The organism is Acinetobacter sp. AND/436 (genome assembly GCF_049546925.1).
GTDB classification, from domain to species: domain Bacteria; phylum Pseudomonadota; class Gammaproteobacteria; order Pseudomonadales; family Moraxellaceae; genus Acinetobacter; species Acinetobacter indicus.
In genome coordinates this window covers 41,568-66,730 of sequence record NZ_JBMXBO010000011.1, presented here as the reverse complement: position 1 = coordinate 66,730, position 25,163 = coordinate 41,568, and the positions used below count along the sequence as shown (strand labels likewise).

Annotated in this window: 22 protein-coding genes; 19 read left to right on the top strand and 3 right to left on the bottom strand. The window is 44.9% G+C overall.

Going from position 1 to position 25,163, the window contains the following annotated elements; translation table 11 throughout:
• Window positions 1–64 precede the first annotated feature (64 nt).
• Together leuS and ACPEPR_RS09970 are read right to left on the bottom strand one after the other, a co-directional pair.
• Window positions 65–2,686 carry a leucine--tRNA ligase gene (leuS, locus tag ACPEPR_RS09975; protein WP_423562377.1) on the bottom strand — a complete coding sequence of 874 codons (2,622 nt, stop codon included), beginning with the start codon at window positions 2,684–2,686 and terminating at the stop codon, window positions 65–67.
• Window positions 2,687–2,813: 127 nt separating this feature from the next.
• Entirely contained in the window at window positions 2,814–3,167 is a 354-nt protein-coding gene (locus tag ACPEPR_RS09970; RefSeq protein WP_005182363.1) for a DUF4124 domain-containing protein, read from the bottom strand.
• Between the two features lie 707 nt (window positions 3,168–3,874).
• Here ACPEPR_RS09970 and ACPEPR_RS09965 point away from each other — a divergent pair.
• From ACPEPR_RS09965 to der, 19 genes are all read left to right on the top strand, one after another.
• Complete coding sequence (locus ACPEPR_RS09965) at window positions 3,875–5,602, top strand: acetolactate synthase 3 large subunit (RefSeq protein WP_035363671.1); 1,728 nt, start codon at window positions 3,875–3,877, stop codon at window positions 5,600–5,602.
• Window positions 5,599–6,090 (top strand): acetolactate synthase small subunit, encoded by a 492-nt coding sequence (ilvN, locus tag ACPEPR_RS09960; protein WP_005182370.1) that lies wholly within the window; start codon window positions 5,599–5,601, stop codon window positions 6,088–6,090. Before ACPEPR_RS09965 ends, ilvN begins: the two co-directional genes overlap by 4 nt.
• Before the next feature lie 104 nt (window positions 6,091–6,194).
• Window positions 6,195–7,211, top strand: a complete 1,017-nt coding sequence (ilvC, locus tag ACPEPR_RS09955; RefSeq protein ID WP_005182373.1) for a ketol-acid reductoisomerase — start codon at window positions 6,195–6,197, stop codon at window positions 7,209–7,211.
• Between the two features lie 1,142 nt (window positions 7,212–8,353).
• Window positions 8,354–8,884, top strand: coding sequence for a hypothetical protein (locus ACPEPR_RS09950; protein WP_423562376.1), 531 nt, complete (start codon window positions 8,354–8,356; stop codon window positions 8,882–8,884).
• Window positions 8,885–8,982: 98 nt separating this feature from the next.
• Window positions 8,983–9,699, top strand: a complete 717-nt coding sequence (locus ACPEPR_RS09945; protein WP_168399175.1) for a fimbrial biogenesis chaperone — start codon at window positions 8,983–8,985, stop codon at window positions 9,697–9,699.
• A gap of 3 nt (window positions 9,700–9,702) precedes the next feature.
• Window positions 9,703–12,012 (top strand): fimbria/pilus outer membrane usher protein, encoded by a 2,310-nt coding sequence (locus ACPEPR_RS09940; protein ID WP_423562375.1) that lies wholly within the window; start codon window positions 9,703–9,705, stop codon window positions 12,010–12,012.
• 32 nt (window positions 12,013–12,044) lie between these two features.
• Entirely contained in the window at window positions 12,045–12,470 is a 426-nt protein-coding gene (locus tag ACPEPR_RS09935; RefSeq protein ID WP_104470588.1) for a hypothetical protein, read from the top strand.
• Window positions 12,471–12,690: 220 nt separating this feature from the next.
• The gene (locus ACPEPR_RS09930) at window positions 12,691–13,974 is read left to right on the top strand and encodes a glycosyltransferase family 4 protein (protein WP_168414780.1); all 1,284 of its coding nucleotides are present in this window, start codon (window positions 12,691–12,693) and stop codon (window positions 13,972–13,974) included.
• Window positions 13,975–14,006: 32 nt separating this feature from the next.
• Window positions 14,007–14,558, top strand: coding sequence for a phosphatase PAP2 family protein (locus ACPEPR_RS09925; RefSeq protein ID WP_005182381.1), 552 nt, complete (start codon window positions 14,007–14,009; stop codon window positions 14,556–14,558).
• A 94-nt stretch (window positions 14,559–14,652) separates the two neighbouring features.
• A complete protein-coding gene (iscX, locus tag ACPEPR_RS09920; protein WP_005182385.1) occupies window positions 14,653–14,853 on the top strand; it encodes a Fe-S cluster assembly protein IscX in 201 nt (66 codons plus the stop codon).
• A 108-nt stretch (window positions 14,854–14,961) separates the two neighbouring features.
• Window positions 14,962–15,393, top strand: coding sequence for a nucleoside-diphosphate kinase (ndk, locus tag ACPEPR_RS09915; RefSeq protein ID WP_005182388.1), 432 nt, complete (start codon window positions 14,962–14,964; stop codon window positions 15,391–15,393).
• 122 nt (window positions 15,394–15,515) lie between these two features.
• Window positions 15,516–16,751, top strand: coding sequence for a 23S rRNA (adenine(2503)-C(2))-methyltransferase RlmN (gene rlmN, locus ACPEPR_RS09910; protein WP_423562374.1), 1,236 nt, complete (start codon window positions 15,516–15,518; stop codon window positions 16,749–16,751).
• Window positions 16,752–16,771: 20 nt separating this feature from the next.
• Window positions 16,772–17,572 carry a type IV pilus biogenesis/stability protein PilW gene (gene pilW / locus ACPEPR_RS09905; protein ID WP_104489142.1) on the top strand — a complete coding sequence of 267 codons (801 nt, stop codon included), beginning with the start codon at window positions 16,772–16,774 and terminating at the stop codon, window positions 17,570–17,572.
• The gene (locus ACPEPR_RS09900; protein ID WP_423562373.1) at window positions 17,563–18,351 is read left to right on the top strand and encodes a helix-turn-helix domain-containing protein; all 789 of its coding nucleotides are present in this window, start codon (window positions 17,563–17,565) and stop codon (window positions 18,349–18,351) included. Before pilW ends, ACPEPR_RS09900 begins: the two co-directional genes overlap by 10 nt.
• A 22-nt stretch (window positions 18,352–18,373) precedes the next feature.
• A complete protein-coding gene (ispG, locus tag ACPEPR_RS09895) occupies window positions 18,374–19,495 on the top strand; it encodes a flavodoxin-dependent (E)-4-hydroxy-3-methylbut-2-enyl-diphosphate synthase (RefSeq protein ID WP_005182396.1) in 1,122 nt (373 codons plus the stop codon).
• A 3-nt stretch (window positions 19,496–19,498) separates the two neighbouring features.
• Window positions 19,499–20,794 carry a histidine--tRNA ligase gene (hisS, locus tag ACPEPR_RS09890; RefSeq protein ID WP_168397902.1) on the top strand — a complete coding sequence of 432 codons (1,296 nt, stop codon included), beginning with the start codon at window positions 19,499–19,501 and terminating at the stop codon, window positions 20,792–20,794.
• Between the two features lie 30 nt (window positions 20,795–20,824).
• The gene (locus tag ACPEPR_RS09885; RefSeq protein ID WP_005182401.1) at window positions 20,825–21,529 is read left to right on the top strand and encodes a YfgM family protein; all 705 of its coding nucleotides are present in this window, start codon (window positions 20,825–20,827) and stop codon (window positions 21,527–21,529) included.
• Window positions 21,526–22,674 carry an outer membrane protein assembly factor BamB gene (gene bamB / locus ACPEPR_RS09880; protein ID WP_005182405.1) on the top strand — a complete coding sequence of 383 codons (1,149 nt, stop codon included), beginning with the start codon at window positions 21,526–21,528 and terminating at the stop codon, window positions 22,672–22,674. The genes ACPEPR_RS09885 and bamB overlap by 4 nt, the downstream gene beginning before the upstream one ends.
• A gap of 174 nt (window positions 22,675–22,848) precedes the next feature.
• A complete protein-coding gene (der, locus tag ACPEPR_RS09875) occupies window positions 22,849–24,261 on the top strand; it encodes a ribosome biogenesis GTPase Der (protein WP_005182406.1) in 1,413 nt (470 codons plus the stop codon).
• A 65-nt stretch (window positions 24,262–24,326) separates the two neighbouring features.
• Here der and ACPEPR_RS09870 read toward each other — a convergent pair whose 3' ends face one another.
• Complete coding sequence (locus ACPEPR_RS09870) at window positions 24,327–25,103, bottom strand: SDR family oxidoreductase (RefSeq protein ID WP_005182407.1); 777 nt, start codon at window positions 25,101–25,103, stop codon at window positions 24,327–24,329.
• Window positions 25,104–25,163 lie beyond the last annotated feature (60 nt).

Here is a 25,163-nt window from a genome sequence, read left to right as displayed (position 1 = left end):
GAGGGTGCTTTTAATATTTCACCTCTCCCTAACCCTCTCCTGAGAGGAGAGGGAACTTAAGGAATTAAACCACCAAATTCACTAACTTATTCGGCACCACAATTTCTTTCTTGGTTGGGCCAGTCAAGAATTGTTGCACTTCAGGCAATGCTTTCGCTTGTGCCAAAATGTCATCTTTCGATGCATCGACAGACACTTCAAGTTTGCCACGAAGCTTACCATTCACCTGAACCACGATGGTTTGGGTATTACGTGTTAATGCAGATTCATCCACAGTCGGGAATTGAGCAGAGGTTAACTCAATGCCAAACTGAGCCAATAAAGTCTGGCTTAAGTGTGGTGCAAATGGTGCCAGCAAAGTCAGAAGTGTGGTGATGGATTCACGAGCCACAGCCACGTCATTGTCATCTTTCGCTTCAAACTTGTTGTTTGCATTTAGAAGCTCCATCATCGCTGCAATGGCAGTGTTAAATGCATGACGACGTTCGATGTCATCACCCACTTTTTGGATGGTTTCATGGGTTTTACGACGTAAGTCTTGCGCTGCTGTAGAAAGCGCAGCTTTGTCGATGTTTGATGCATTGTTGCCTTGTTCAAGGAAACCAGTTGCCAAACGCCATACACGTTTCAGGAAGCGGTTTGCACCTTCAACACCAGCATCAGACCATTCTAAAGATTGATCAGGAGGGGCTGCAAACATCATGAATACACGAGCCGTATCTGCGCCGTATTGGTCAATAATCGCTTGCGGGTCGATCCCGTTATTTTTCGATTTCGACATTTTTTCTTGGCCGCCAACAATGACGTCTTGACCATCACCTTTGTATTTCGCAGACGTGATACGACCTTTTTCGTCTTTTTCAAGTTCGATGTCGGCAGGGTTAAACCACGTTTTCTTACCTGATTCAGACTCGCGGTAATAGGTATCCGCAAGCACCATACCTTGAGTTAACAAGTTAGTGAATGGTTCGTTACCTTGTACCACGCCTTCATCACGCATCAATTTGTGGAAGAAGCGTGCATATAACAAGTGCAGAATTGCGTGTTCAACACCACCGATGTATTGGTTCACAGGCAGCCAAGTTTGACCCGCTTCAGGTTTCACCATGCCATCTGTAAAGTCTGGAGATGCATAACGTGCGTAGTACCAAGAAGACTCTACGAAGGTATCCAATGTATCGGTTTCACGACGTGCGTCGCCACCACAGCATGGGCAAGTGGTTTCATAGAATTCAGGCATTTTGTTCAATGGGTTACCTGAACCGTCTGGCACAACGTCCGTTGGAAGCACAACAGGCAGTTGTTCTTCAGGTACTGGCACTTGACCACACGTGTCACAGTTAATCATTGGAATTGGACAACCCCAGTAACGCTGACGAGAAACACCCCAGTCACGTAAACGGAATTGAACTTTGACATTGGCAAGGCCTTGTGGTTCAAGTTTTGCCAAGAATGCATCGAAAGCACCTTGGAAGTCTAAACCGTCAAATTCACCTGAATTGACCAATTTACCTTCTTTAGAGCCGTACCATTCTTGCCACTGAGTTGCATCAAAGTCTGCATCATCAGCGCCTTTGGCATCAATCACTTGCTTAATCGTTAAGCCGTATTTGTTGGCAAATTCGAAGTCACGTTCATCGTGTGAAGGCACTGCCATCACCGCACCTGAACCGTAAGACATGAGTACGTAGTTCGCGATCCAAACCGGAACTTCTTCACCTGTCACAGGGTGTTTTACAGAAAGACCTGTTGCCATGCCTTTCTTCTCAGCAGTCGCAAGATCAGCTTCTGCAACTGAACCCATACGGCATTCTTCGATAAATGCAGCAAGTTCAGGGTTGTTTTCAGCTGCTTTAAGCGCCATTGGGTGCTCTGCTGCAACTGCAACATACGTCACGCCCATTAAGGTGTCAGCACGCGTTGTGAAGACTGTTAAACCATCTGCATACACGTCAGGATTTGCTGAAGGGAAGGTAATTTCCATACCCTGTGAGCGACCAATCCAGTTACGTTGCATGGTTAATACTTGTTGTGGCCAACCGTCTTTCAGCGTGTCTAGGTCGTCCAGTAATTCTTGCGCATAGTCAGTAATGCGGAAGTAGTACATTGGAATATCACGTTTTTCAACCAATGCACCTGAACGCCAGCCACGACCATTTTCAACCTGTTCGTTGGCAAGTACGGTTTGATCCACTGGATCCCAGTTCACCGTTGAAAGTTTACGGTAGATCAGACCTTTTTTATAAAGCTGAACAAATAACCATTGTTCCCAGCGATAGTATTCTGGTGTACAGGTTGCAAATTCACGATCCCAGTCAATCGATAGACCAAGTTTTTTCAACTGATTACGCATGTAATCAATGTTTTCAAAAGTCCATTTTGCTGGTGCAACCTGGTGTGCAATCGCTGCGTTTTCAGCAGGTAGACCGAAGGCATCCCAACCCATCGGTTGCAGTACAGTTTCGCCTTTTAAGCGGTGGAAACGGCTGATCACGTCACCAATCGTATAGTTACGCACATGACCCATATGCAGTTTGCCACTTGGGTAAGGGAACATCGAGAGGATATAACGACGTGGACCTTCTACAGTGTCGGCAACTTTAAAGGCTTTACGAGTTTCCCAGTCGCTTTGGACTTGAGGTTCAATCGCACTGGCTTGATATTCAGGGTCAATATGAGTAGTCATAAACGGATTAATGAATTACGGTTAAAAGTTTGTTGCACAGCATAGCGCAAAATGCAGCGAAAAGTGAATTTTGCGCGGCGGTTTCTGCTGGAAAAATTTAACTGATCGGGCCAGAGCAAGCAGAAACTTAAAAAACTTGCGGATTGGCACGTTCCTGTTGGGCTTGCTGCAGGGCAGCATTGGCTTCACGTTGCTGTGAATCCATCTCGGGAGCGGTTGCTGGCGTGTTCGCTGTCTGTGCTGTGGTTGGACTGTGCGTATTATTCGCTGCCGCCGTTTGCGCTGAAGTCGTTGGGGCAGAGTTGCGCCAGCCGTAAGTATCGACTTTGCCGTGTTTCTTGGCATTTTTCGGTGGCGGGGTGGTGGTGTAATGGGTTGAACCATTGGCATCGACCCATTTGTAGTACTGTTTGGCCATCACATTGGCGCTGGCCAGTGCGACTACTGAACATAATCCCCAAGTTAAAATAGAGCGATTCATCTTGTTATCCTCATGCTGTATTCAGCTGATCAATCTGCGCGTTTATCTTAGCAATAATTGGCGCCAAAGTTGATTAATTTTTAGGCTGGAAGATGAAAAATAACTGCATGAATCTGCGCCTGAATATCCTCGGCTGTTGTATCTGAAATAACCATTTTACTGCTGCAGAATGATCCATTTTGATGGGTGAATTATAAATAAACGATTTTTTATTTAATAAAATTCATTCATTTTTTTTATGTATTTTATATTTAAAATTTATGTGAAATAAAGGCAAACACATGAAATATCATGTTTTATAACGGAAATTTAAATTTTTCTATGTAATGCTTGAAAACCAGATATGTTTAAAAAACAGGCACACAGCCAAGTTTAGGAAAAAAGCCAATTTTTAAACTTGACTTTAGGGGACGAAACTACAAAAATGCTGTCTTTAGTTTTATATGCCTTAGATCGATCACCCTTCGAATAAGTGTCATGTCATGCAATGGGCAACTTCTCTAGCCGAGAAGCTGAACAAAGCTGTGAAACGTGTTTATCCCAACATGTTTTTAGATCTCATATTGCTCAATCAGCAATCAGATCACAAATTTTTCCTATTGCGATGAAAACTATGAAATATGTGTGCTATAACAGTGCAACAATGAATTAATGAAACGCTGCAAATGCCTCCCATTTCGCAGTGATTAAGATTAGGGTGAATCACGTTGGAACTTTTATCTGGTGGTGAAATGCTCGTTCGTGCATTAGCGGACGAAGGCGTTGAACATGTATTTGGATACCCAGGCGGCGCCGTTTTACACATTTACGACGCGTTCTTTCAACAAGACAAAATCAATCATTACCTTGTGCGCCATGAACAGGCAGCAGGCCATATGGCTGATGCTTACTCGCGCGTAACCGGTAAGACCGGTGTGGTGCTGGTGACTTCAGGTCCAGGTGCAACCAACACCGTTACCCCAATTGCAACAGCCTATATGGACTCCATTCCAATGGTGATTCTGTCAGGTCAGGTTGCTTCTCATTTAATTGGTGAAGATGCGTTCCAGGAAACCGATATGGTGGGGATTTCCCGACCAATCGTAAAACACAGTTTCCAGGTGCGTCATGCCAGCGAAATTCCATCAATTATTAAAAAAGCATTCTATATCGCGTCATCTGGCCGTCCTGGTCCGGTTGTGGTTGATATTCCAAAAGATGCGACCAATCCGGCAGAAAAATTTGCCTACGAATATCCTGAAAAAGTGAAGATGCGTTCGTATCAACCACCACATCGTGGTCACTCAGGTCAAATCCGTAAAGCGATTGATGAACTGATTCATGCCAAACGTCCAGTGATTTATTCAGGCGGTGGTGTGGTGCAGGGCAATGCCGCAGCACAGTTAACTGAGCTGGCGCATATTCTGGGTTATCCGGTGACCAATACCTTAATGGGCTTGGGCGCATTCCCGGGTGATGATCCGCAATTCATCGGCATGCTCGGTATGCACGGTACCTATGAAGCCAACATGGCCATGCACAATGCAGACGTGATTCTGTGTGTCGGCGCGCGTTTCGATGACCGTGTCACCAACAATCCGGCAAAATTCTGTCCGAATGCTAAAGTCATTCATATTGATATTGACCCGGCAACAATTTCTAAAACCATCATGGCGCACATTCCAATTGTGGGCGCAGTTGAACCTGTACTCCAGGAGATGCTGGTACAGCTGAAACAGATGAATGTGTCGAAGCCAAATCCTGAAGCGATTGCAGCATGGTGGGAGCAGATCAATGAATGGCGTAAAGTTCATGGTTTGAAATATGAAAAGCCAACTGATGGCACCATGAAGCCACAACAGGTGGTGGAAGCTTTAGATAAAGTGACTAATGGTGAGGCCATTATTACTTCTGACGTTGGTCAGCATCAGATGTTTGGTGCGCTTTACTACAAATACAAGCGCCCACGTCAATGGATCAACTCGGGTGGCTTGGGCACCATGGGTGTAGGCTTACCTTATGCAATGGCTGCGAAACTGGCGTATCCAGACCAGCAGGTGGTGTGTATTACTGGTGAAGCATCCATCCAGATGTGTATCCAGGAGCTGTCGACCTGTAAGCAATACGGCTTGAACGTGAAAATTCTGTGCCTGAATAACCGTGCCTTGGGTATGGTAAAACAGTGGCAAGATATGAACTATGAAGGTCGTCACTCAAGCTCATATGTAGAGTCTTTACCTGACTTTGCCAAGCTGATGGAAGCGTATGGTCACGTGGGAATCCAGATTGACCATGCCGATGAGCTTGAATCGAAGCTGGCTGAAGCCATGGCCATCAATGATAAATGCGTATTTATTAACGTGATGGTTGACCGTACTGAACACGTTTATCCGATGCAGATTGCCGGTCAGTCCATGAAAGATATGTGGTTAGGAAAAGGGGAGCGTACAGAATGAGACACATTATTTCCGTTCTCGTTGAAAACGAAGCTGGTGCGCTTTCTCGTTTAGTGGGCTTGTTCTCTCAACGTGGTTATAACATTGAGACGCTGAACGTAGCACCGACTGAAGACCCGACTTTGTCACGTTTGACACTCACTACTTATGGTGATGACCACAAAATTGAGCAGATTACCAAGCAGCTGAACAAGCTGGTTGAAGTGGTCAAAGTGGTAGATTTGTCTGAAGGTGCGCATATTGAGCGTGAACTGATGCTGATTAAAGTCAAAGCACTGGGTTCAGCACGTGATGAAATCAAGCGTACTGCCGATATTTTCCGTGGTCAGGTGGTCGATGTGACACCAACGACCTATACCATTCAAATTGCCGGTACCACAGAAAAGCTCGATGGCTTTATTGATGCGTTGGCTGAGAACACCATTCTGGAAGTGGTGCGTTCAGGCGTATCGGGTATCGCACGTGGCGAAAAAGTTTTAACTATTTAATTTAACAACGAATTCACCTCTCTCGGCTGGGAGAGGCGCTAGCAAGCTGAATAAAGAAATTGCCCTAGCGGACAGGAATCAAAAGCATTTAAGCGGAGACAGCAATGCAAATTTTTTACGATAAAGACTGCGACTTATCTATCATCCAATCTAAGAAAGTAGCGATCATTGGTTACGGTTCACAAGGTCACGCGCATGCGCTTAACCTTAAAGATTCTGGCGTTGACGTAACTGTTGGTTTACGTGCTGGTTCAGCTTCTTGGAAAAAAGCTGAAAATTCAGGTCTTAAAGTTGCTGAAGTTCCTGCTGCAGTTGCACAAGCTGACGTGGTGATGATCTTGACTCCAGACGAGTTCCAAGCGCAACTTTATCGTGACGTGATTGAGCCAAACATCAAGCAAGGCGCAACTTTAGCATTTGCTCACGGTTTCTCTGTTCTTTATAACCAAGTTGTTCCACGTGCTGACTTAGACGTAATCATGGTTGCACCTAAAGCACCTGGTCACACTGTACGTTCTGAATACCAACGTGGTTCAGGTGTTCCTGATCTTATCGCGATTCACCAAGATGCTTCTGGTAATGCACGTAACCTTGCACTTTCTTACGCTTCAGGCGTAGGTGGCGGCCGTACAGGTATCATCGAAACTTCTTTCCGTGAAGAAACTGAAACTGACCTGTTCGGTGAGCAAGCGGTTCTTTGTGGTGGTGCAGTTGAACTGGTTAAAATGGGCTTCGAAACTCTGGTTGAAGCGGGTTATGCGCCTGAAATGGCTTACTTCGAATGTCTACACGAACTTAAATTGATCGTTGACTTAATGTTCGAAGGCGGTATCGCGGACATGAACTACTCTGTATCAAACAACGCTGAATACGGCGAATACGTAACAGGTACTGAAGTCATCAACGAACAGTCTCGTGAAGCAATGCGTAATGCGCTTAAACGTATTCAATCTGGTGAATACGCGAAGATGTTCATCCAGGAAGGTGCGTTGAACTACCCATCTATGACTGCTCGTCGTCGTCAAAACGCTGCTCACGGTATCGAAGTAACTGGTGCTAAATTGCGTGCGATGATGCCTTGGATTCAAGCAAACAAAATCGTTGATAAAGAAAAGAACTAAGTTCTAATTTCTGAGCCAAAAAGCCCTTGTGTTTCACAGGGGCTTTTTTATGTCATTTAAAAATAGAGCTTACTGAGTTAAGTTAACTTCCGTGCCTTAAAGAAAAGGAAGCAGTGCTTTTCTTTCCTTGCACTTCACTCAGAACAGTGTTCTGAGCTTGCTCATACCTTGGATTCAAGCAAACAAAATCGTAGACAAAGAAAAGAACTAATTTCTCGAATCATTTGATTTGAACGCGAAGACCCACTCACTAGAGTGGTTTTTTTACATTTAATATTGTGTGCCTTGCTTCATTCAAAGGAGTGCTTTTCTTCCTTGTACTTCATACAAAACACTGTTTTTTACTTCTTACGCTTCACTTAAAGTGCTGCTTTGACGTCGCTGCCAGATCATCTGCCCCAAAAATAACTACTGTACTGAGTGAGATGGCTAATCACGCTGGGTCACTAAATTGGCTGAAAAATACTTTTATTTAGAAGAATTATTTTTTACTCAGATTAAAAGTCGAGTGAAAAATGAATAAATGCAAAAAAAGTAAAAAATGAATCAGGAATAAAACAGATTGGGCTGCTTTGGTTTTTTCTGATGGGGTTTATGTATTTTATTATTTCTTCCTGACAGTTTATTGAATAAGGCTATCCCCACTACTAAGTATTTTATATTTAAAATAACAATCAAATAATCTGTTTAAATTGTCAGGCTTCTTAAGAATATATGAAATTTCAACTAATTTGTGGTGGAAAATTCCAATATTTTGAGGAAAACTAAAAAAAAATGTAATAAATGTAAAGGAATGTTTATTAAAGGTATTTAATTTTTTTTATAAAAAACATCTATTTGTTTTTATCTTAAAAAAATGGGTAGAAAAAATTCCCTAAAAATAGTGACCCAAATAGCAAGGATAGTTTGGGTCACCAAAAAAAGAGAATTAGCCCAAAAACAGTCGATTAAACAAGAAAAATAATTTTAAAAAATAAATACTTAGCCTTGTGTGAAAAATCCAGTATAGATGGTTTTTTCTGTGGAATACCTACAATAAAAGGACTTGCTCAGGATCGGGTTTTAATCAGTCTAAAGACATTCTGGTTTGGGTGAGTGATTAGAAAAACGGTTCTTATATTAAAGTTATGGAGAAACACGACATGTCTAAATTTATTAAAACTGCTGCTGCTTTGATGGTTTTCGGCGCTTTTTCAACAGTAACAATGGCGGGAGTTGGTCATACTCCTCCTAAAGACCCTAAGCCAACCCCAGTATGTAACGAAGGGCCATGTACAGGAAGTATTCCAATTCAAGTGATTGTGCCTAAGCGCTGTGAACTGAAGGTGAAAACACCAAGTATCTCATTAAAAGATGGTGCAGAAGCTTCAGGTCAATTTATGGTTGGGGCGAATGCAAACTACAACTTATTGGTCGATACTGACAACCGTGTTGGTGGAGGCAAAACAACCAAATCTGCAGCCAAATCAGGTAGCCATGCAGTGGGCTTAACAGTTGAAACCAAGCTTGCAGGTTCATCGTCTGTGATTCAGCTAAATGATCAGCAAACCAATATTGCGCCAGGTAGCAATGGCTGGAATTCTTACAATGTCTTGGTTAAAAGTGATGGCGTAGGTATTTCTAAACCAGCGGGTACTTACACCGATAAATACAACATTCGAGTGTCTTTCTAATTCGCTTGAACTCAATCTAAATCAGTTGGCTTTACCGACAGGGTGGAGTCAACTTTTTAGTCTAAAGAAATACAAAATAAGACATTGCTGGGGGAAGTATGAAACGATTATTGAAATATATGCTGGTTGCAGGTTGCTTATGTGTAGAAGCTGTTTATGCAAACTTGGTCATTTCACCTACGCAAATGTATTTGGGCGATAAAGCACGACAACGCAGTGCAACAGTGGTCATAGAAGCCACAGATCTTACTGAACCGAAAAGCTTTGAAATGTCTGCCTATAAATGGTCGCAAAATGCACAGGGTGAAGATGTGCTAGAACCAGAACAAGACATCTTAATTAATCCTAAAAACTTTGTTTTACAACCGAATGCACAACAAATTATTCGTGTAGGTTTTAGCCGACCATTGACTAAAGAAGAAATGGCGCAAGAAAGAACCTGGCGCATAATTTTTAAAGAAATCGCCCCTGTGGTGGAAGAAGATGCTTTGCAGTTTTTATTTACGATTTCAGTCCCTTTGTTTGTAGGCAAGCAAGATGCAATTAATGTAACGGCAACCCCGCGTTATCAGAATAACCGCTTATTTTTAGAGATAGAAAATCATGCTGCATCACATGTGCAAATTTCTTCGATCAGCATTCTAGACCAGAAAAAACAAGCTATCGCAACCTCCAGTGAAATGAAATATTTGTTAAACCAACAAAAACATAGCTTTGATATGGGGCAAATCAAACTCAGTGATTTGAAAAATTACATACTCAAACTTGAAACAGATAAAAGTGAGCAAGCCATTGAGTTAAAAATGAAGGGCTAAATCATGCATAGAACTCGACTGTTTTTTGCGCTGCAATGTGTCCTGTGGGGGATACCATTACAAGCCGCTGCTGCTCAGCCTGAAATGGTATTAAATAGTGTTTGGTTAAATGGCGTTGATCGTGTCGTTGAAAGTCTGGTATTGCAGCAGGATGGGCAACGCTATATGGAATGTGAGGTCTTGCAACAATTAGGTTTGCTGCAAGAGCGCTTACAACAACACAGCGCACAAACGCAGTTTTGTTCAGTAACCACTAACGATATTCTGTCTGAGCAAGATTCTGCACTGCAAGCCATTAAACTGACTGTACCAGCCAGCTATTTTATTGATGCACAATTTACCCAAACGCATGCGATTCCCTCTAAAGCGGACTTGGGTGGCTTTTTAAATTATGACGTACTGTATGCGCGTTATGATAACCATAATGAATTAAATGGCTTGGCGGAGCTTGGTATTTTTAAGGATTACTGGATTTTTAAAAATGCCATGATGTATCGCAAAGAAGCAGAACAAGACCAAGATAAGTTACTGCGTTTGAATACCAGTTTTGAAATAGAGTTTCCATCACGTTATCAGCGTTTAACCTTGGGTGATAACACCAGTGTTTATAATCCATTATTAGATACATTTAGATTTGGCGGTGTATCTTTTGGTTCAAATTTTAGTAGTTATCCAGATTTTATTTATTGGAATGTACCCACCTTAAGGGGCAGTGCGGTACTGCCATCGACAGTCGATTTATACATTAACGGCATCAATTTATATCAACAACAGATTACACCCGGACACTATAGCTTAAATACAGGCGCCAATATTCAGCAGTCGGGTGAGGCGCAGGTGGTGGTGGAAGATGTATTGGGTAACCGTACCGTGCAATCCTTTCCTGTCTATGTCACCACGCAATTACTCAAACCTGGGTTAAATGAATATAACTTTTCTGCAGGCAAGTTGCGTTATGACTATGACTACGTGTCAGATGATTATCGTGAGTTTTTTGGCAACCTTTATTTCAGACGCGGGATTACTGACAGCACGACCTTAGGCACTAATTTAAGTTACAGCAAGGATGTGCAAAATGTTGGTTTGTTATGGACACAGGCTATCAGCAAATATGCCTTGTTAGATACGCATGCAGCTTCTAGTCATAGTGACTGGGGCGATGGCTATACCTATGGTACTTCAATAAGCCGTAATGGCAGTCGGATTGCATTCGGTGCCAGTCATAAGTATTACAGCCCTGAATACCGAGGCTTGGGTTATAGCGATGCAACACAAACGGTGGAATATGACAATTTGGCCTATGTCAGTATTTTTAATGTTCCTTTAATCAACACCTTAAACGTGAACTATTTGGAACGTCGTTATCACTCCAATACTGAAAATAGTTTTGCAGATAGCCAAATGCTTACGGTCGGTTTTTCGCGTATGTTTGGGCGTCAGGCTTCAATGTCATTTTCATATTATAAAGATTTAAAAATAGAGGATAGTGACGGGGCATATTTAACCCTGAACTATCAGTTTGACCAACGCCGCAGTGCGCAACTTTCTCATAACTTTGATGAACAGACGCAGTTGCGTTATGCACAAAGCAGTCTGGCTCAAAATGGTGTGGATTACACGCTTGCTGTGCGCCACCAACAAGCAGAAGATGAGATTGGGGTAAATGCTTATACGGCGCTAAGAATGCCTATGGGTAATCTATATTTAAGCCACGATGAAAGTGAGCGTTTTAGCTATAGTCAAGCCAATTATCAGGGTGCAGTGGTTTGGTTAGATCGAAAATGGGCCATGACCAAATACGTAGACAATGCCTTTGCATTGGTAAATGTCGGTGATATTCCAAATGTAGAAGTACAACGGGCTTTAACACCAGTCGGCAAAACCAATCAAAAAGGCTATGTGTTTGTGCATGACATTGTACCTTACGTCAATTACGACGTGTCTTTTGATCAAGACCAGTTAGACATGTATGACAGCTTTGAATATTCAAGCCAAAAAGTGATTGGTATGAATCAACGTGGTTATAAAGTGAATTTTCCTGTGCAGCGTACAGGATTGATTATATTACGTTTACTTACAGCTGATCAGCAGCCGTTTGTGCAGGGAAGTGAGGTGTATTTAAGTCGTGATACCACTGAGTTTGTACCTGTGGGCAGTGATGGAAATGTACATTTATATGGTGTGAAACCCGGCGGCTATACGCTAAAAGTCAAAACCAAAGGTGGAAAGATTTGCCATAGTCAGCTTGAAGTACCTCAAGTTAAAGCTGGCACGGTTCCGCAAACAACGCAAATGGATTTGATTTGTCAGTAAGCATGTCAGCATGATGAGTGAGGGTGAGAAAAATGAAAAGATTAGAGATCGTAAAAAAAATAAGCCTGTTGTTGTGTGGCTGTTGGGTCTGTGTTCCTGCACAGGCCTGCACCATTGGTTCGGTGAGTGAGTCTTTATTGCAAATGAGCGCTCAATACCGTAGTCAGACGGCAACCAGTTTTAATGTGCGCTGTGATCGTGGTTATAGTATTCAGTTTAGTAGTCGTAATTTACGGGACAAGCACGGCAGCAGTTTTGTAAACAATGGTGCTCACCGTTTACGTACCAGTATGCGCATTATGGGTGCAAAAAATAATCTGTGGAACACGCCAATTGAAGGACAGACTTCTGCATCAGGGCATAAATACAGTGTAGCGGTAAGGTTAGATGAACAGCCGAGTTTGACAACGCCAGCAGGACGCTATACCGATGAGTTATACGTTAACTTACTGTTTTAGATGTTTTAATGTGCAGCAGGCTCACGATAATGTATTGAACAGGCAGGTATTGAATATCTGCTTTTTTTCATCTGTTCTTGGGCCGACTAACAGCAAATTATGGGGTTTCTAGCTTTTAAAATTGTATAAAAAATGACAAACATGTCACCAAAGCATCATATTATTGCAATGCTGCTGTATTAGGCTAACTAGCATAAAATAAGAATTGAGCAGAAAGGCGATGAGCAATGTATTGGCAAAGCAGAGCAGTAAATTAGAGCGTTACAGCGATGCATTTAAATTTTATTTTAAACAGGAAAAACAAAAAAACGCGATTAATGAAGTCATTGAAATTGAAGAGCTGGTGCGACCTCGTTTAAGAATTGCGTTAGTGACAGAAACCTGGCCGCCAGAAATTAATGGTGTGGCCAATTCATTATTACAACTGTGCAAAGGATTGCAAAAACTGGGACATAAAATTCTACTGATTCGTCCTGAACAAAAACAACCTTGTACCGATTTTAGTCCCAACAAAGAATGTCTGGTCAAGGCGCAGTCTATTCCGAAATATGGTCATCTGCAGTTTGGCTGGCCACAGCTGTATAAACTCTCTACCGACATGGATGAGTTTAAGCCAGATATCGTGCATGTGGTGACCGAAGGGCCGCTGGGTCTGGCTGCGTTACAGGTAGCAAAATCCAAGCAGATTCCGGTATCTAGCGGTTTCCACTCTGCTTTTCAGGACTTTAGCCGCTTTTTTGATCTGGCTTTTCTGGTCAAACCGATCCAGCGTTATCTGTGCTGGTTCCATAACAATACGCAACTGACCTGTGTACCCAGTACCGATACCGAGCAGTCTTTACGCCAGTTTGGTGTGGAAGGCCCACTGGTGGTCGTTGGTCGTGGGGTCGACGTCGACAGGTTCTCACCGCAACATCGTTCAGAAGCCTTACGTTTACGTTGGGGCGCCGATGAACAGACCCGGGTGCTGATTTATGTGGGCCGGGTGTCGCCAGAAAAAGAAGTGAATGTGGTGATTGATGCCTATCGGGCCATGCAGTCCATTGCCAAATATCCAACCAAGCTGGTGGTAGTAGGCGATGGTCCGGACCTGAAACGTCTGGAAGGGCTGAACACCGATGGCGAAGTCATTTTTATGGGCAGCTTAAGCGGACAAAAACTGGCTGAAGCTTATGCCAGTGCAGATGTGTTTGTCTTTGCCAGTCAGGTAGAAACCTTTGGTAATGTGGTGCTTGAAGCCATGGCCAGCGGCTTGCCAGTCGTGGCGTATGACTATGCTTGTGCCAATTTGCATGTCAAGCAAGATGAAACCGGCTGGCTTAGTCCACTGGGCGATGTCGCCGGAATTATGCGTTCGATTTATCAGTTACCGAGCGCAAAAGTATTAAGACAGATGGGTAAAAAAGCCCGTGAATCTACCCAGCATATCGGCTGGCAATATCCGATCCAACAATTTGAACAGGCACTTTATCGGGTGGTGCAGGAGTCGCATATGACGACCTAGATTTTAAGCTCAAGCTTAAAGGAGAGCATAGAATGAAACTTAAAAATGCAAAAATAAGAATACTTGATCTCGACTTGAAAGGCTGTTTGTATCTCAATCATTTTTCCCACTCCGAGCGGGTGGCTTATTTCTTTAAAGTGGTGAGCCGCTTAGGCGACGGTTTATTCTGGTATGTCATGCTGGCCACGGTCTGGTTATGGCAGGGCCTGCTGTATGGATTGCAGATTATCTACTTGCTGTTAGGTGGATCAGTCGGTACAGGCATCTATAAACTGCTTAAAAGCAAAACCGTGCGTCCGCGTCCTTATCAGGTGCATCAGGTGATCCGCCTGGGCGAGCGTCCGCTTGATCACTTTAGTTTTCCTTCCGGTCACACTTTGCATGCAGTCATGATTACCACGGTACTGGGCTATATTCAGCCGCTACTGCTGGTGTTGATGTTACCTTTTACCATTCTGGTGGCGCTATCACGTATGGTGCTGGGGCTGCATTATCCAAGTGATGTGGCGGTCGGTGCACTGATTGGCGGTCTGGTGGCCAGCGGCATTATTTCGGCTGCGCCGTATCTGGAAATTGCGCTATAGCCCATTCACTGGCGGCACAGCCTTTCAAGGCTGGTACAGCATTTGCAAAATTTGCTAAAGTAGTGCATCACACTAAACTGCCTTAGGAATAGACATGGGTTTACGTTGGACAGATAGCATCGATATCGCCATTGAACTGTATGAAGCACATCCAGATGTCGATCCGCAATGGATCCGTTTTACTGACCTGCATGCCTGGGTTTGTGCACTTCCAGATTTTGAAGATGATCCGACCAAGTCAACCGAAGGTCTGTTAGAAGCCATTCAAATGGCATGGATTGACGAAGCACGTTAACAGCGACCTCAAAAAACCGATTTTTTTACAGATTAAACGCAGAAAAAAGCCCATTTTTCGGTATAATGCGGCAAAATTTCTGTCAACTTTGACTTTAAGGAGCCAATCATGGCTATCGAACGTACATTATCTATCGTTAAACCAGACGCAGTTGCTAAAAACGTAATCGGCGAAATCTTCGCACGTTTTGAAAAAGCGGGTCTTAAAATCGTTGCAACTAAAATGAAACACTTGACTCAAGCTGAAGCTGAAGGCTTCTACGCTGAGCACAAAGAACGTGGTTTCTTCGCTGACTTAGTTGCGTTCATGACTTCTGGTCCAGTTGTTGTTTCAGTTCTTGAAGGTGAAAACGCAGTTCTTGCTCACCGTGAAATCCTGGGCGCAACTAACCCTAAAGAAGCGGCTCCTGGCACTATCCGTGCAGACTTCGCTGTAAGCATCGACGAAAACGCTGCTCACGGTTCTGACTCTGTAGCATCTGCTGACCGTGAAGTTAACTACTTCTTCGCTCAAACTGAGATTGCTCCACGTACTCGTTAATACGCAGTATTCAAACCAGATAAGTGTTATTATACTTATCTGGTTTTTTTATTCTCTGAATAATCCCTCGCTCAGATCTTGAGCATCTCCTTTCATCCTCAGACATGATTTAGGTAATACACATGAGTAATGAAGTGGTCGCTTCATCTGCAACATCTGATGAGCAGCAACAATCTTTGTCCACTCCAGCGCAATCAACTTCTGTGCAGAAAGTGAATTTACTGGGCATGTCGCGTGCTGAGCTGGAAAAATTCTTCGAAGATTTAGGTGAGAAGAAATTTCGTGCCGGCCAGGTGATGAAATGGATTCACCAGTATTTTGTAACCGATTTTGCCGAAATGACCAATATTTCAGGCAAGTTGCGCGCAAAACTGGAACAGATATGTGAAATTAAAGCGCCCGATGTGGTGCATAAAAACTATTCTAAAGATGGTACGCGTAAATGGGTGTTCCGTGTCGGTGATGATGCCGGTTCCTTGGTTGAAACCGTGCTGATTCCTGCGGAAGATAAAACCGGTTCGCGTAAGACTTTATGTATTTCCTCACAGGTCGGCTGTGCGCTGGACTGTTCATTCTGTTCAACCGGTAAACAGGGCTTTCAGCGCGACCTGACCCAAGCTGAAATTATTGGTCAGCTGTGGATGGCCAACTATTCCTATATGGAAGATGTGCCGGTTGCAGAGCGTGAGCGTTCGGTGACGAACGTGGTGATGATGGGCATGGGCGAGCCGCTGCTGAACTATGATGCAGTTTTAAACTCGATGCGTATTATGCTGGATGACTTCGCCTATGGCATGTCAAAACGCCGTGTAACGCTGTCGACCTCGGGTGTAGTGCCAAAAATTGACCAGCTGGCTGAAGATATTGATGTCGCGCTGGCGATTTCTTTACACGCCACCAACGATGAACTGCGCAATGAGCTGGTGCCAATCAACAAGAAATATCCACTGGAACAGCTGATTGCAGCCTGCCAGCGTTATATCAAAAAAGATGGCAACGAAAGTGCGCGTAAGCACGTGACCATTGAATATGTCATGCTCGATGGCGTGAATGACAGCATTGAACATGCCAAAGAGATGATCAAGCTGCTCAAAGACCTGCCAAGCAAAATCAATTTAATTCCGTTTAACCCGTTCCCGCATGCGCCATATGGCCGTTCAAGCCGGAACCGGATTATTTCTTTCCAAAAAACTTTGTCTGATGCCGGATTTGTGTGTACGATTCGTCAGACACGTGGTGATGATATTGATGCCGCGTGTGGCCAGCTGGTGGGACAGGTGGCAGACCGTACCCGTCGTGCGGAACAGTGGAAAAAGAAAGTTGCAGAGCGAAATGAAATTATGCGCTCTCAAGGATAATTAAATTTAGGGGGTGTCAGTTGAGAAAGCCAAGCTTGAAATTTATTTGCACTTCTATTTTGGGGCTGACCTTAGTTGTTTCTGGTGGATGTCAGACTACCGGTGCCAAAGGTGATCCAGAAAAAGCAGTAAAGGTAAGAACTCAACTGGCAGCTGAATACATTAAAGTCAATAACTTTGATGCAGCGAAACGTGCACTTGATCAGGCACTTGAGATTAATTCTCGCGATGCAACAGCCAATATGATGATGGGCGTGCTGTTACAGCAAGAAGGAAGCAAGTTTAATGTAGAGCGAGCAGAGCGCTATTTTAAACAGGCACTTTCTATTGAGCCAAAAAATGCGCAGGCACGTAACAACTATGGTACGTATTTGTATCAGGTGGGGCGTTATAATGATGCGATTGAACATCTCCAAATAGCAGGAACAACTTTGGGATATGATCAACGTTTTCGTGCATTGGAAAATTTAGGTCGAGCTTATGTGCAACTGGGTAAATTAAAAGAGGCGGAACAAGCTTTTATTCAGGCACTACAGATTAATCGTGATGCCTATATTGCTATGCTTGAATTGGCTGAGTTGAAGTATTTCAATCAGCAACAAGCAATGGCGACAGAACTTTATGAAGATTTTGTACGCGGTGTCGGGCAAAATAATCAAGATGCTCGTGCTTTATGGATCGGGATTCGTATTGCTCGAGCAAACCAAGACAATTTGGGGACACAGGTGTTGGTCAATCAACTGCGTGCCTTGTATCCAGAGAGTCAGGAATACCAACGTTATCTGCAATTGAAATACAGTACTGAGGCCGTATGGAAGTAAATCCTAATTCACCGCAATCAAATACAAATGTAGCGCCCAATGCATTAGGAAATATCCAACGCCCAGGTGAGTATCTGCGTCAAATCCGTCAAAATCAGAAGCTTGAGCTTGAAGATGTGGCGCAAGAATTGAATATTCCGGTCAAAACCCTGACGGCGCTGGAGCAGGATGAATACAAGTTACTGCCTGAAGCGACCTTTATCAAGGGTTATTACCGCACCTACGCCAAATATTTAAAAGTCGATGCCACCAGTATCATCCAGCGTTTTGATGAAATCTATGCCAATGATACCGGCATGCTGCCGAATCATGCCCTGAATAATTCCCCAATTAAAATTATGGGCAAACTGCCTGGCTCGAATCGTGACCGTAACCGCAAATGGTTAAAACGTATTGCGCTGGCGGTAGTGGCACTGGCCTTAATCTGGATTATCATCGCGGCCGTGCAAAACTGGTCATCTTCGCAGTCGAGCGACACCGAGCAGAATATTGTGCCAATGTCTGATGTCGAAATTATTAATTTAGACAACAGCAGTGCCGTGACCGGCGATCAGCTGTCTTTAAGCTTTAACCGTCCGACGTCGGTTCATATTGTGGATTCGACCGGGAAGGTGCTGGCCACTGGCCGTCAGGCGTCCAGCTTGAATTTAACTGGTGAGGCACCATTTCAGATTCGTTTAGATGATGCAACCGCAGTGTCATTAAGTCTAAACAATGAAAATATTTCATTGTCTCCATATACCGTCAATGGCAAAGCGGAATTCCGTTTGTCGCGTTAATGGCACAGAGTAGAGCGAAATCATGATTGAGAATCCAATTCGACGCCGTCCAACCCGTAAAATTCGTGTCGGTTCAGTCTATGTGGGCGGTGATGCGCCAATCAGCATTCAGAGTATGACCAATACCGAAACCTGTGATGTCGCCGCAACGGTTGCGCAAATTCAGCGCTGTGTTGATGCTGGTGCAGACATCATGCGGGTATCGGTGCCCAGCATGGAAGCCGCACAGGCTTTTGGTGAAATCCGTAAGCAGGTCTCTGTTCCTTTGGTTGCAGATATTCACTTCGACTATAAAATTGCTTTGGCTGTGGCCGATTTCGGCGCTGACTGTCTGCGGATTAACCCGGGTAATATTGGTTCGGAAGCGAAAATCCGTGAAGTGGTGGCTGCGGCCAAACATCATGATATTTCCATGCGGATTGGGGTCAATGCCGGTTCACTGGAAAAAGATATTCAAAAGAAATATGGCGAGCCGACCGGTGCGGCTCTGCTTGAATCGGCCATGCGCCATATTGATATTTTAGACCGTCTGGATTTCCAGGAATTTAAGGTATCAGTCAAAGCATCGAATGTATTTTTAACCATGGATGCCTATCGTTTGCTGTCGCAGCAAATTGATAATCCGCTGCATTTAGGTGTGACTGAAGCGGGAATCTATCGGACCGGTTCGGTGAAATCAGCGATTGCCTTAGGTGGCCTGCTGATGGAAGGCATTGGCGACACCATGCGTATTTCCCTGGCAGCAGAGCCGGAAGAAGAAGTCAAAATTGGCTTTGATATTTTAAAATCGCTCGGCCTGCGTTCTAACGGCATTAACTTCATTGCCTGCCCAAGCTGTTCACGTCAGGAATTTAACGTGATTAAAGCCATGCAGATGTTGGAAGAGCGTCTGGAAGATGTCCGCACTCCAATGGATGTGTCGGTGATTGGCTGTAAAGTTAACGGTCCGGGCGAAGCCAAAGAAGCTGATATTGGCGTGGTAGGTGCAAGTCCGCGTTCACTGGTGTATCGTAATGGTGAAAAGAGCCATTTAATTGATACCAATCAATTGGTTGATGAAATCGAAACAATGGTTCGTCAACGTGTTAAAGAGCTTGAAGAAGCTAAGTCAAAAGAGATTATTCGCACAGGTTTTTCTGAGTAGATCATGAGTTCAATCGTCGCAATCAAAGGTTTTAATGACATTCTCCCAACCCAGACCCCGGCTTGGAGACGTCTGGAACAGCATCTGTCCAGTCTTATGGATGCTTATGGTTATCAGCAAATCCGTTTGCCGATGGTTGAGCAGACCCATCTGTTCAAGCGTTCCATTGGCGATGCAACCGATATCGTTGAAAAAGAAATGTACACCTTCCTGGACAAAGGCAATCCGCCAGAGTCATTGACTTTACGTCCGGAAGGCACGGCAGGCTGTGTGCGTGCCATGCTTGAGCATAACCTGCTGCGTGGTGCAACGCCTCGTGTGTGGTATATCGGCCCGATGTTCCGTTATGAAAAACCGCAAAAAGGCCGTTATCGCCAGTTCCACCAGTTTGGTGTGGAAACTTTTGGTGTGGCTACACCAGATATGGATGCCGAGCTGATTTTAATGACCGCGCGTTTATGGAAACGTATGGGCGTTGCAGATAAAGTTCAACTTGAACTGAATACTTTAGGTGAGTCAGACGAACGTGCAGCATATCGCGCCGCCTTGGTTGAATTCCTGGAAACGCACAAAGCCGATCTCGATGAAGATTCTCAGCGCCGTTTAAGCACCAACCCGCTGCGTATTCTGGATTCTAAAGATGCCAAAACTCAAAGCATCCTGGAAAATGCACCAAAACTTCACGACTTTATGGGTGAAGACACCATGGCGCATTTTGCCCTGTTGCAGCAGTATCTGACTGATGCCGGTGTCAGCTTCGTGATTAATCAAAAATTGGTCCGTGGTCTGGATTATTACAACAAAACCGTATTTGAATGGACCACCACCCATTTGGGTTCACAAGGGACAGTGTGTGCCGGTGGCCGTTATGATGGTCTGGTGGGGCAGTTAAAAGGCAAGCCAGAACAGTCGGTTCCGGCAGTTGGTTTTGCCATGGGTATGGAGCGTTTATTGCTTCTACTGGAACAGGTCGAAGACAACAGCCCAAGCCGCGACTGTGAAATGTTCCTGGTGGCCGATCCGGCATCACAAGGTAAAGCACTGGTGCTGGCCGAGCAGATTCGTGACCAACTTGAAGCCAGTGGTAGCGCCATTCGTTTGAAAGTCGGCTCGCAAGGCTCGATGAAAAGCCAGATGAAAAAAGCCGACCAGTCGGGTGCACTGTATGCTCTAATTCTGGGTGAGCGTGAGTGGGAAAACCAGCGCTTTACCGTTAAAGAACTGGCCACTGCCGAGCAGTTGGATGTAGCTGTGGCAGAGATTGTGCCATTTATGATTGAAAAATTTTCTTCAAAATAAGCCAAAGAACATAAGGAAAAGGGTAATTCAATGAGCGCATTAAGTGATGATGAACAACTTGATCATTTAAAATCATTCGCTAAGAAATATGGTTCTGCAATTATTAGCGGGATTTTGATTGCGCTGATTGCCTTTTTCGGATGGCAATACTGGCAGAAGAAAAACCTGGCTGAAGATCAGACCAACACCGCAAAAGTCCAGCAACTGATGGACGAGGCGCGTGCGGCTGAAGGCGATGACAAAGCTTTCCAGAACCTGTCGACCACGGCCGATAAGATTGTGAAAGAAGCCCCAGATTCAGTCCAGGCCATTCAGACCCAGTTCTTAATGGCGAAACTGGCCTATGATCAGGGCGATTATGCCGGTGCAGAAAAAGCCTTAAAGAAAGTTGAAAATTCTAAAGTCGATGATGCCGGCTTAATGCAGGTATTAAAACTGCGTTTGGCCTATGCGCAATTGGCACAAAAGAAATATGATGAGGCACTGAAAACCTTGTCTGCCGTCAACGATCCTGCCTTTAAAGCAACAGCTGAAGAAGCGCGTGGTGATGTGTACGTGGCGAAAAATGATATTGAAAATGCCAAAAAAGCGTATCAGAACGCATGGAATGCGTTACTTGAACGTCAACAGGAACGTCAAATTTTACAAATTAAACTCGAAAGTGTCGGCGTTTTAGTTGATGATCCTGAAATTGAACGTCCTGTAATCGACACACAAGTGGATGAAACTGAATGAATAGAAAATATAAGATCCCGTTTGCACTAACTGTTTTAAGCCTTGCATTGGTTGGCTGTTCAAGCAACAGCATTAAAGTTGAAAAAGTAAAACCGAATCCTTTGCCAAAACTGCAACAGGCCAAAACCCTGGTGCCTGTATTTTCTCAAAACACCTCATCGACTGCTGAAGAAGATCCGCTGCGTTTACAGCTAGATGTCGATAATGGCGTGGTATTTAGTATTGATCCTAAAGGTGAAGTAGCGGCCTATCGTGGCAAGCAGCGTTTGTGGCAAACCGAAGTCAGCAAACAGGGGCTCAGCTCAGGTGTAGAAGCGGCAGAAGGTCTGGTGATTGTTGGGAATCAGAAAGGCCAACTGTTTGCACTGGATCAGGCCACAGGTGAGAAAAAGTGGACCGCACAATTGACTGGGGCTATTCTGGCACCTTCGCTGGTGCATGCCAACCGTGTGGTGACTATCAGCAATGATGGTATTGTCTATGCGCATAACCTGGCGACTGGCCAGCAAATGTGGACTTACAATTTGCCGAATGTCCAGTTTAGCCTACGTGGTAGCGCTGCACCGGTAGCGGTTGATCCGCGTACCGTGCTGGTAGCAACCGCCAATGCTTATATTTATGCAATTGATGTGGTGACCGGTACGCCACGTATGCAGCGCCGTGTGGCCATCAGTGAAGGTCGCTCCGATATTCAGCGTTTAAATGATATTGATGGCGATCCGGTAGTAGCTGGCCAGTTCCTGGTCACTACCAGCTTCCAGGGCCAGGTGACCGTCACTGATCTGGCTTCACAGCAAGTGGTTTGGAGCGAAGACCTGAGCAGCACCAAACGTCCGGAAGTGGTCGGCAATGGGGTTTTTGTCGCCAGTGCCGATGGCCGTTTAGTGGCTTATGAAATTACCAGTGGCCAGAAGCTGTGGGAAAATGACCAGTTGCTTAACCGTCGTTTAAGTAACCCGGTAATGCTGGGTCAGGACCTGGTGGTGGGAGATATGGATGGTGTCTTGCATCTGTTTAACCCGAGCAACGGTCAGCTGATTGGTCGCGCCAAAACCAGCGGTGAAGTGCGTTCTTTACGTGTCATCGACAACCAGTTATATGTTGGTACGCAAAAGGGTGCATTCAGCATTTGGCAGAACCGTTAACTTTTTGTTGCCTTATGTTAAACTAGGCGACAATTTCCGTATTTTTTAACGCGGGGTGATTGAATGTTCAATGCCCCGTGTTTTTATTCAGGTCTTTGACTGAAATTTTTTCTTCCCATTTGTTTCTGATGTTCAGACCCGTGTAGTGGACTGATCTCAAATAAAGGTTAATCTATGAAACCCGTAATTGCGCTCATTGGTCGTCCGAACGTCGGAAAATCAACGTTGTTTAACCAGATCACCAAGAGTCGTGATGCTCTGGTCGCAGACTTTGCCGGCCTGACGCGTGACCGTAAATATGGTGATGCGACCTATCAGAATAAATCCTTCATCGTGGTCGATACCGGCGGTATTGGCGAATCTGAAGGTGGTATCGATTCTTACATGGCCGAGCAGTCGAAAACCGCCATCCATGAAGCCGATATGATCATCTTCGTGGTCGATGCGCGTGCCGGTCTGCTGGCTTCGGATGAGCAGATTGCCCGTGAACTGCGTACGCTGGGTAAAAAAGTCTTTCTGGTGGCCAATAAGGTCGATGGCGTACATGCAGAAGCCGCGCTGGTTGAATTCTTTAAACTGGGGATGGGCGAGCCAATGCAAGTGGCCGCCAGCCATGGTCGCGGTGTTCAGCAGATGCTGGAAGAAGTACTGCAAGATGTGCCGGAAGATGAAAACCCGGAAGAGCGTGATGAAGACACGGGTCTGCGTCTAGCGATTATTGGTCGTCCAAACGTGGGTAAATCGACGCTGGTGAACCGTTTGCTGGGTGAAGAGCGCGTGGTTGCTTTTGACCAGCCGGGCACAACACGTGACTCGATCTATATTCCGTTTGAGCGTGAAGGGCGTAAATACACCCTGATTGATACTGCCGGTGTACGCCGTAAAGGCAAGGTTGATGAAATGATCGAGAAATTCTCGATTGTAAAAACCTTGCAGGCGATGAAAGATGCCAACGTGGTGGTTGTGGTGGTCGATGCGCGTGAAGGGATTGTCGAGCAGGACCTGCACCTGATTGGTTATGCGCTGGAAGCTGGCCGTGCCATGGTGATTGCGATCAATAAATGGGACAACATGTCTGAATATGATCGCAAGCAGTGTAAGCTGGATGTCGAGCGCCGCTTTGACTTTATTCCTTGGGCGCGTATTCACCTGATTTCAGCGCTGCATGGCACTGGGGTGGGTGATCTTTATCCATCGATTCATCGTGCTTATGAGTCTTCGCGCTTAAAAGTATCACCAGCCAAACTGACTCAGATTCTGAATGATGCAACTGAAGCGCACCATCCGCCAAAAGTGCAGGGTCGTGCCATTAAAATGCGTTATGCACACATGGGAGGCCAGAACCCGCCAACGATTGTAATTCACGGTAACAAGGTGGATAAAACCCCGGCCGATTATCGTCGTTACCTGGAAAACGTGTTCCGTAAGGTCTATAAGCTAGAAGGAACTCCGGTGAAGATTGAATTTAAAACCTCTGAGAACCCGTTTGAAGGACGTAAATCACAGGTGGATGAACGTACTGCTGCGCGTCGTCGTCGTTATGTACAGAAGTTTAAGAAAGCCGAGAAGAAATTTAAACGCGGTTAAGCGGTTTGTCGCTTGATACAAAAAAAGCCCGAATCAGATTCGGGCTTTTTTATGGCCATTAGTTTCTAGTCTGGACGCCGTGCCAGCAACATATTGCTATAACGATTCACCCACTGCGGGCTTAGGCGTGACAGGGTAAACAGGAATTTGCTTTTTAATCCGACCGGCTGATGGGTGGCGGTAAATAGCGAGCTTTTTCGCGTAACACAACTGAAAATTTCATCGGCCACATCTTCCGCGCTTAAATGTACCCCCATATTTTGGATGGTGCCGGCATCCATATCTTTGACCATGGCGGTTTGTACAAACAGAGGCATCACATCCAGCACCCGGATACCGTATTTTTGCCATTCAACATCCAGCCCTTCGCTTATACCGCGTACCGCAAATTTGCTGGCCGAATACGATACCAGATCGGCCTGTCCATAAATGGCCGAAGCTGACGACAGGTTCACCACCCGGGCAAAAGTCGCCTGTTTTAAATAAGGCAGTGCGGCATGACAGCCATTTAGTACCCCATTGACATTAACTTGCATGGTGCGCTGATGCGCCTGAATCTCGGTGTCTTCAAAAGCACCCGAATATAAAATGCCGGCATTGTTGACTAAAATATTCAGCTCGCCAGCCCAGTCTACAAAACGCGCCAAAGCCGTTTGCCACTGCGCATAATCCGCGACATCCAGCCCGCCGGCTTGCGCATTGGGACCTAGCTGCTGCGCCAGTTGCTCGGCCTGTGCAACATTTAAATCATAAATTCCGACTTTATAACCCGCCTGATAAAATAAGCGGGCCACTGCTGCACCAATGCCTTGTGCTGCACCACTAATGAAGATACTGTGCATGTGGCTAACTCCTTGTGTTTTTGTTTTTCAAAGTGTGGTTCTGTTGAGAGCATAGCAAAT